Source organism: Providencia sp. wls1916 (assembly GCF_009706585.1).
Taxonomy (GTDB): Bacteria; Pseudomonadota; Gammaproteobacteria; order Enterobacterales; family Enterobacteriaceae; genus Providencia; species Providencia lanzhouensis.
In genome coordinates this window covers 310,325-317,500 of sequence record NZ_WLUL01000014.1, presented here as the reverse complement: position 1 = coordinate 317,500, position 7,176 = coordinate 310,325, and the positions used below count along the sequence as shown (strand labels likewise).

At 40.6% G+C, this 7,176-nt stretch carries 7 protein-coding genes and 1 rRNA gene (1 of these 8 running past the window's edge); 6 read left to right on the top strand and 2 right to left on the bottom strand.

Annotated features, from left to right (window positions below; all coding sequences use genetic code 11):
* Together GKR61_RS10770 and gmhB are read right to left on the bottom strand one after the other, a co-directional pair.
* Positions 1-254 (bottom strand): 16S ribosomal RNA (locus GKR61_RS10770); it reaches 1,286 nt to the left of the window's first position.
* Positions 255-682: 428 nt separating this feature from the next.
* Positions 683-1,249 (bottom strand): D-glycero-beta-D-manno-heptose 1,7-bisphosphate 7-phosphatase, encoded by a 567-nt coding sequence (gene gmhB, locus GKR61_RS10765; RefSeq protein ID WP_036956395.1) that lies wholly within the window; start codon positions 1,247-1,249, stop codon positions 683-685.
* Between the two features lie 169 nt (positions 1,250-1,418).
* Between gmhB and metN the strand changes: the two genes are divergently transcribed.
* From metN to proS, 6 genes are all read left to right on the top strand, one after another.
* Complete coding sequence (gene metN / locus GKR61_RS10760; protein ID WP_036956393.1) at positions 1,419-2,450, top strand: methionine ABC transporter ATP-binding protein MetN; 1,032 nt, start codon at positions 1,419-1,421, stop codon at positions 2,448-2,450.
* Positions 2,443-3,096, top strand: coding sequence for a methionine ABC transporter permease MetI (gene metI, locus GKR61_RS10755; RefSeq protein WP_036956392.1), 654 nt, complete (start codon positions 2,443-2,445; stop codon positions 3,094-3,096). The genes metN and metI overlap by 8 nt, the downstream gene beginning before the upstream one ends.
* Before the next feature lie 91 nt (positions 3,097-3,187).
* Positions 3,188-4,009, top strand: a complete 822-nt coding sequence (locus GKR61_RS10750) for a MetQ/NlpA family lipoprotein (protein WP_036956390.1) — start codon at positions 3,188-3,190, stop codon at positions 4,007-4,009.
* 260 nt (positions 4,010-4,269) lie between these two features.
* On the top strand, positions 4,270-4,581 hold the full coding sequence (gene rcsF / locus GKR61_RS10745) for an Rcs stress response system protein RcsF (protein WP_230082465.1): 312 nt from the start codon (positions 4,270-4,272) through the stop codon (positions 4,579-4,581).
* A 7-nt stretch (positions 4,582-4,588) separates the two neighbouring features.
* Positions 4,589-5,308, top strand: a complete 720-nt coding sequence (gene tsaA / locus GKR61_RS10740; protein ID WP_154639768.1) for a tRNA (N6-threonylcarbamoyladenosine(37)-N6)-methyltransferase TrmO — start codon at positions 4,589-4,591, stop codon at positions 5,306-5,308.
* Positions 5,309-5,428: 120 nt separating this feature from the next.
* Positions 5,429-7,147: a proline--tRNA ligase gene (proS, locus tag GKR61_RS10735; RefSeq protein ID WP_036956385.1), complete on the top strand. Its 1,719-nt coding sequence runs from the start codon at positions 5,429-5,431 to the stop codon at positions 7,145-7,147.
* Positions 7,148-7,176: the final 29 nt, after the last annotated feature.

The window sequence follows — 7,176 nt, the reverse complement described above, 5'->3', positions numbered from 1 at the left end:
ACCAACTAGCTAATCCCATATGGGTTCATCCGATAGCGCAAGGACCGAAGTTCCCCTGCTTTGCTCCTAAGAGATTATGCGGTATTAGCTACCGTTTCCAGTAGTTATCCCCCTCTATCGGGCAGATCCCCATACATTACTCACCCGTCCGCCGCTCGTCAGCGAGAAGCAAGCTTCCCCTGTTACCGCTCGACTTGCATGTGTTAGGCCTGCCGCCAGCGTTCAATCTGAGCCATGATCAAACTCTTCAATTAAAAAGCTTGATGCTCAAAGAATGTTACTGTCGTTTGATTTCCGAAGAAACCAAATTACCTATTAGTTCATATATATGAATTAACGTGTTAGTCACTCTTCAAGACTTAAAATCAAATATTTTTTTGATAGTGTCCTGTGAGTGCCCACACAGATTGTCTGATAAATTGTTAAAGAGCGGTGCGACTTAATCTTTTGATTATCGACTTTAGGTCGTTGTCGCGAGGTGTCGTATACTACGTTTTTTATTTAGAAAGTCAAGCGATTATTTTCAACTATTTTCTTTCTTCACCTCTGTTATCACGGGGCTTCGAGGTTTTCTTCGAGCCGGTTTGTCGTGACAACGGATGCGCATTATAGGGAGCTCAAAAAATCTCGCAAGTGTTTTTTTTAAAATAATTTCCAATTGCTGATTTATCACCCAAAATGGTTACTTTGTGATGCTTTTTAAGGCTTTTGGCAGGTCTGCAAGACTATTAATCACCAAATCTGCACTCGCAATAGCGTCATCTGTAACAGGTTCGCCACTTTTTACTAACACATTTGTACCCACAAGAGCCGCTTTACCCGCTTGCATATCTGCAAGTTTGTCGCCAACCATAATAGAAGAAGTCATATCAATGTTTAAAAATTGCTGGGCATCTAAAAGCATTCCCGGTTTTGGTTTGCGGCAATTACATTCTTGCTTATATTCTTCTACTGTTGCATCTGGGTGATGAGGACAGAAGTAGATACCATCTAAATCAACACCGCGGTCAGCTAGAGACCAATCCATCCACTCAGTCAGTGTCATAAACTGGTCTTCGGTATAAATACCACGACCGATACCAGATTGATTAGTCACGACAACTAATGCATATCCCATCTTTTTGAGTTCAATCATGGCTTCAATTGAGCCTTCGATAAATTCGAAGTCATCAATTTGATGTACATAACCATGGTCGATATTAATTGTGCCATCTCTATCTAGAAAGATTGCTGGAATGCCTTTGCTCACTGCTTTACTCCTCAAACTGAAATGGTTTTTAGTATCTCATGAAAAGAAATGAAATGAGAATAGAATAAATCCATCAAACTTTATTGACTTAGACGTCTAGACGCCTTAACATCCAATACAAGTTAGATACAGTATCTTGAATATAATTCGTCAGAGAATAGAAGATAGAATGATAAAGCTCTCAAATATTAATAAAGTGTTCCAGCAAGGAAACCGCAATATACAGGCGCTGACTGATATCAGCCTGCATGTTCCTGCTGGTCAAATATATGGTGTCATTGGTGCATCCGGCGCAGGTAAAAGTACCTTAATTCGTTGTGTGAATATGCTGGAGCGTCCAACATCAGGGCAAGTCATTGTTGATGGACAAGATTTAACGTCTCTGCCAGAGAAAGAAGTCACAAAAGCACGCCGTAGAATTGGCATGATCTTTCAGCACTTCAACTTATTATCTTCACGCACTGTGTTTGATAACGTGTCGTTGCCATTAGAATTAGACAATACACCGAAAGAGACCATTAAACAGCGCGTTGATGAATTATTAGAGTTAGTCGGTTTATCTGAAAAGAAAGATGCTTATCCAGCAAACCTTTCTGGTGGTCAAAAACAGCGTGTGGCTATTGCCCGTGCCTTAGCAAACTCACCAAAAGTATTACTGTGTGATGAAGCAACAAGTGCATTAGATCCAGCAACGACGCGCTCTATTTTAGAATTATTGAAAGATATCAACCGTCGCTTAGGTTTAACCATCTTATTGATCACCCATGAAATGGATGTCGTGAAACGTATTTGTGACCAAGTGGCAGTGATCAGTGGCGGTCAGCTTATTGAGCAAGATAAAGTGAGTGAAGTTTTCTCTCACCCTAAAACGCCAGTTGCTCAAGCATTTATTAAGTCAACGTTAGTTATTGATATTCCTGATGACTATAAAGAACGTTTGCAGCCAGAGTCGGGTAAAGATCTCTCTCCGTTATTGAAACTGGAATTCACAGGGCAATCGGTGGATGCGCCATTAATCTCAATGGCCGTACGTAAATTTGATATCGATATTAATATCTTAAGCTCTCAGATTGATTATGCCGGTGGCGTTAAATTCGGTGTAATGCTGGCTGAATTACACGGCTTAGAAAATGGCATTGAGTCCACTATTACATTTTTGAAAGAGCACCATGTGAAAGTTGAGGTTTTAGGTTATGTCTGAGGGAATGATTTCACTGCTTATTTCAGGAACGATTGATACCATTATCATGACTTTCGTTTCTGCAATTTTAGGTTTTATTTTAGGTATCCCGACAGGCGTCCTACTTTATGTCACTCGTCGTGGGCAAGTAATGGAAAATACCGTTCTGTATAGCGTTATTTCTGCTGTCGTGAACATATTCCGTTCAATACCGTTTATTATTTTATTAGTCTGGATCAGCCCTTTTACCAAATTCATTGTAGGTTCTGCGATTGGTATTGAAGGTGCGATTGTTCCATTAACTGTTGGCGCAATTCCGTTTATTGCTCGCATGGTTGAAAACGCATTATTAGAAGTGCCGAATGGTTTAATTGAAGCATCACGCGCTATGGGTGCAACTCCGTTACAGATTATTCGCAAAGTATTACTGCCAGAATCTTTACCGGGGTTAATTAACGCAGCAACCATTACATTAATTATGTTAGTCGGTTATTCCGCAATGGGCGGTGCAGTGGGTTCCGGTGGATTAGGACAAATTGCAATGCAATATGGGTACTATACTTATAATCCATTAGTTATGAATACCGTTCTGGTTCTATTGATTGTCTTAGTATTCATCATTCAGTTCACGGGTGAATATCTAATGAAAAAAGTGTCGCATAAATAGTCCGTAATCTAGATAGTCAGAAACAATAGCAGCGCCAAAAAACGCTACACAGTAGTTAAGGTGCTATAAATAGTGTCTAAAGGGGTAAATTATGTCTATTAAGTTAAAATCAATTGCAGTAGTTGGCGCGCTGTTAGGAACATTAGCTCTCGCTGGCTGTGGTGAAAAACAAAAAGATCCAAATAGCATCAAAGTCGGTGTGATCATGGGCAAAGAGTTTGAAGTTGCTGAAGTTGCACAAAAAGTTGCTAAAGAAAAATATGGTCTGAATGTTGAATTAGTTTCTTTCAATGACTTCGTACTACCAAACGAAGCATTAAGCAAAGGTGATATTGATGCTAACGCATTCCAGCATAAACCTTATTTGGATCAGCAAATTAAAGACCGTAACTACAAATTAGTTCCTGTTGGAAATACCTTCATTTATCCAATTGCAGGATATTCTAAACAAATTAAATCCATTGATGAATTGGCTGACGGTTCACAAGTAGCGCTGCCAAATGACCCAACTAACTTAGGTCGTTCATTACTGTTACTGCAAAAACAAGGTTTGATTAAGTTAAAAGATGGCACAGGTTTAATGCCTACCGTGTTGGATGTTGTTGAAAATCCAAAAGGCTTAAAATTTGTTGAATTAGAAGCGCCACAGTTACCACGTGCTCTGGATGATCAAAAAATTGCATTGGCTATCATCAACACAACTTGGGCTAGCAGTGCAACACCAAAACTGACTCCAGCAAAAGATGGTCTGTTTGTTGAAGATAAAGATTCTCCATATGTGAACATTATTGTGGCTCGTGAAGATAATAAAGATAGCGAGAATGTGAAGAAGTTTATTCAAGCATATCAATCTAATGAAGTGGCAGAAAAGGCCAACGAAGTTTTCGATGGTGGAGCAGTTAAAGGCTGGTAAGCTTTTCTCTTAAAAAAAATGTGTATAAAATGCTAGGTGACTTTATGTCACCTAGTTTTTTTGTATCATACCGACAAGCATTAAACCGATTTGTTTCAAATAAATTAGCTTTAAACCGATTACATAATTAATGCGCTAGCGCAGATAATAAAAAGGTAATATTTATGAGATTGTTTTTGCTCGCCCTCGCTACATTTGTTTTAGCTGGGTGCGGAATTAATCAATACACCAGTCCAAGCATGAATAAAGGGTTTTCGAGCATGAAATTATCGAAACCTTTACCTGTCGAAACTGAAGAAGATGTCAGCGCAGAAAACATTAAATTAATGAACAGCCCTGAAGAATTATTAGGAATGCCATTTCGTGACTTAGGTATTGTATCTGGTGAGTCATGCAGAAAAAATGCAAAGAGTCCCCCGATTAACCTTGATTCAGCTAAAAACAGTATGTTGACGCAAGCCGCTTATATCGCTGCAGATGCAGTGTTATTACATCAGTGCCAAACCAAATCAGCACCGGGTTGTTACCAAGCAACGGTATGTGAAGGTAGCGCACTTAAAATTGTTGAATAATCAACTTATGCAATCTTTTCAATTTAATGTTATCGGGCATATCGAATCCCCTTATAAAGAAAAGTTTGCTATTCCTCGCCAGCCTGGGCTGGTTCAAAACGGCTTTGGGCGTTTGCATTTACATCCGCCATACAATGACCCCAATGCCGTTAGAGGATTAACTCAATTTAGTCATATTTGGGTGTTGTTTGTTTTTCACCAAACGATAGAAGGTGGCTGGAAATCGCTAGTACGCCCTCCCCGCTTAGGTGGTAACGATAAAATGGGTGTGTTTGCCACTCGTTCAACATTTCGACCAAACCCGATTGGGATGTCGTTAGTTGAATTAAAAGATGTGACTATCGAAAACAACCAAGTCATCCTTGAACTCGGTAGCCTAGATTTAGTTGATGGCACACCAGTGATAGATACCAAACCGTATCTACCTTTTGCTGAAGCTATCACAACCGCCAAAGCAGGTTATGCTCAAGAAGCACCCTCAGAAGATATGCAGGTTATATTTAGCACACAAGCTCAGCTTGAATGTGATAAATACCAATCTCACTATCCTGGATTAGCGTCTTTTATTGAGCAAGTATTAAAGCAGGACCCACGTCCTGCCTATAAGAAACAATCCAATGAAGCCCGTGATTATGCGGTTCATTTATTAGATTTCAATGTACGCTGGCGAGTGACTAATAATATCACTGAAGTGTTTGCCATCGAACGTAATGAAAAATCGCGTTAACCTCTTTTGACAAAGCATCGTCACTGGTAGACTAGCTGTTTATTCCGCTGCTTAGCAGCTTTAAATTATTGGGTAGGCATAAGCCCTACCATAATTTGTTGTTCTAATGGAACCTATACAATGCGTACTAGCAAATATCTGCTCTCAACTCTAAAAGAGACCCCTGCGGATGCAGAAGTTATCAGCCACAAGCTGATGCTGCGTGCAGGGATGATCCGTAAACTTGCTTCTGGTCTGTATGACTGGTTACCCACAGGCGTGCGTGTTCTGCGTAAAGTAGAAAACATCGTTCGTGAAGAAATGGAAAATGCAGGCGCTATCGAGGTATCTTTACCCGTCGTTCAACCTGCTGACTTATGGCAAGAAAGTGGACGTTGGGAACAATATGGCCCTGAGTTACTGCGCTTTGTAGATCGTGGTGAACGTCCTTTTGTTTTAGGTCCAACCCACGAAGAAGTTATCACTGATTTAGTGCGTAACGAGATCACTTCATACAAACAATTACCATTGAATTTATTCCAAATTCAAACCAAATTCCGTGATGAAGTTCGTCCTCGTTTCGGTGTAATGCGTTCTCGTGAATTTATCATGAAAGATGCATACTCGTTTCACACAAGCCAAGAGTCATTGCAAGAAACTTACGATGCAATGTACCAAGCTTATAGCAAAATTTTCACCCGTATTGGCTTTGATTTCCGTGCAGTACAGGCAGACACCGGTTCTATCGGTGGTAACGCTTCTCACGAATTCCAAGTCTTAGCACAAAGCGGCGAAGATGATGTTGTCTTCTCCACTGAATCTGATTTTGCAGCCAATATCGAATTTGCTGAAGCGGTTGCGCCAAGTGTTCAACGTGCAGCACCAAGCCAAGAGATGCATTTAGTTGATACACCAAATGCAAAAACGATTGCTGAATTAGTTGAACAGTTCAATCTGCCAATCGAGAAAACAGTTAAGACTCTGATTGTCCATGCCGAGAAAGACTCTGGTCATACTTTAGTTGCTCTGTTAATTCGTGGCGACCATGAACTTAATGAAATTAAAGCAGAAAAACACCCATTAGTGGCAAGCCCACTGCAATTTGCATCAGAAGAAGAGATCCGTAAAGCTGTTAACGCAGGTCCTGGCTCTTTAGGTCCTGTGAAAATGCCAATGCCAATCGTCATTGACCGCAGCGTTGCGGTGATGAGTGACTTTGGTGCAGGTGCTAATATTGATGGTAAACACTACTTTGGCATCAACTGGGAACGTGATCTCCCACTGCCGGAAGTTTACGACCTGCGTAATGTGGTAGCGGGTGACCCAAGTCCAGATGGTAAAGGTACCCTGTTAATCAAACGCGGTATCGAAGTGGGCCATATCTTCCAGTTAGGCACAAAATATTCTGAAGCAATGAAAGCCTCTGTGCAGAATGAAGAAGGTCATAACCAAATCGTGACAATGGGTTGCTATGGTATTGGTGTAACACGTATTGTTGCAGCTGCGATTGAGCAAAGCCACGATGAGCGCGGTATTGTATGGCCTGACGCTATCGCACCGTTCCACGTTGCTATCCTGCCAATGAACATGCATAAGTCTTATCGCGTTAAAGAAGTTGCTGAAAAACTGTATGCAGACCTGAAAGCACAAGGCATCGATGTTATTTTTGATGACCGTAAAGAGCGTCCGGGTGTGATGTTTGCCGATATGGAACTGATTGGTGTTCCGTACACTATCGTCATTGGTGATCGTAATTTAGATACTAACCAAGTTGAATATAAATCACGCCGCAGTGATGACAAACAACTAGTTGGTTTAGATAACGTAGTTAGCTTCCTAAAAGAAAAATTAGCTAAATAACCGTTACGTTAGCCTAAATAAAAAGCTCA

Excerpts from the sequence above, each read along its gene's own strand:
- metN (WP_036956393.1), top strand. The coding sequence starts at position 1,419 with ATGATAAAGCTCTCAAATATTAATAAAGTGTTCCAGCAAGGAAACCGC.
- metI (WP_036956392.1), top strand. The coding sequence starts at position 2,443 with ATGTCTGAGGGAATGATTTCACTGCTTATTTCAGGAACGATTGATACC.
- GKR61_RS10750 (WP_036956390.1), top strand. The coding sequence starts at position 3,188 with ATGTCTATTAAGTTAAAATCAATTGCAGTAGTTGGCGCGCTGTTAGGA.
- rcsF (WP_230082465.1), top strand. The coding sequence starts at position 4,270 with ATGAAATTATCGAAACCTTTACCTGTCGAAACTGAAGAAGATGTCAGC.
- tsaA (WP_154639768.1), top strand. The coding sequence starts at position 4,589 with ATGCAATCTTTTCAATTTAATGTTATCGGGCATATCGAATCCCCTTAT.
- proS (WP_036956385.1), top strand. The coding sequence starts at position 5,429 with ATGCGTACTAGCAAATATCTGCTCTCAACTCTAAAAGAGACCCCTGCG.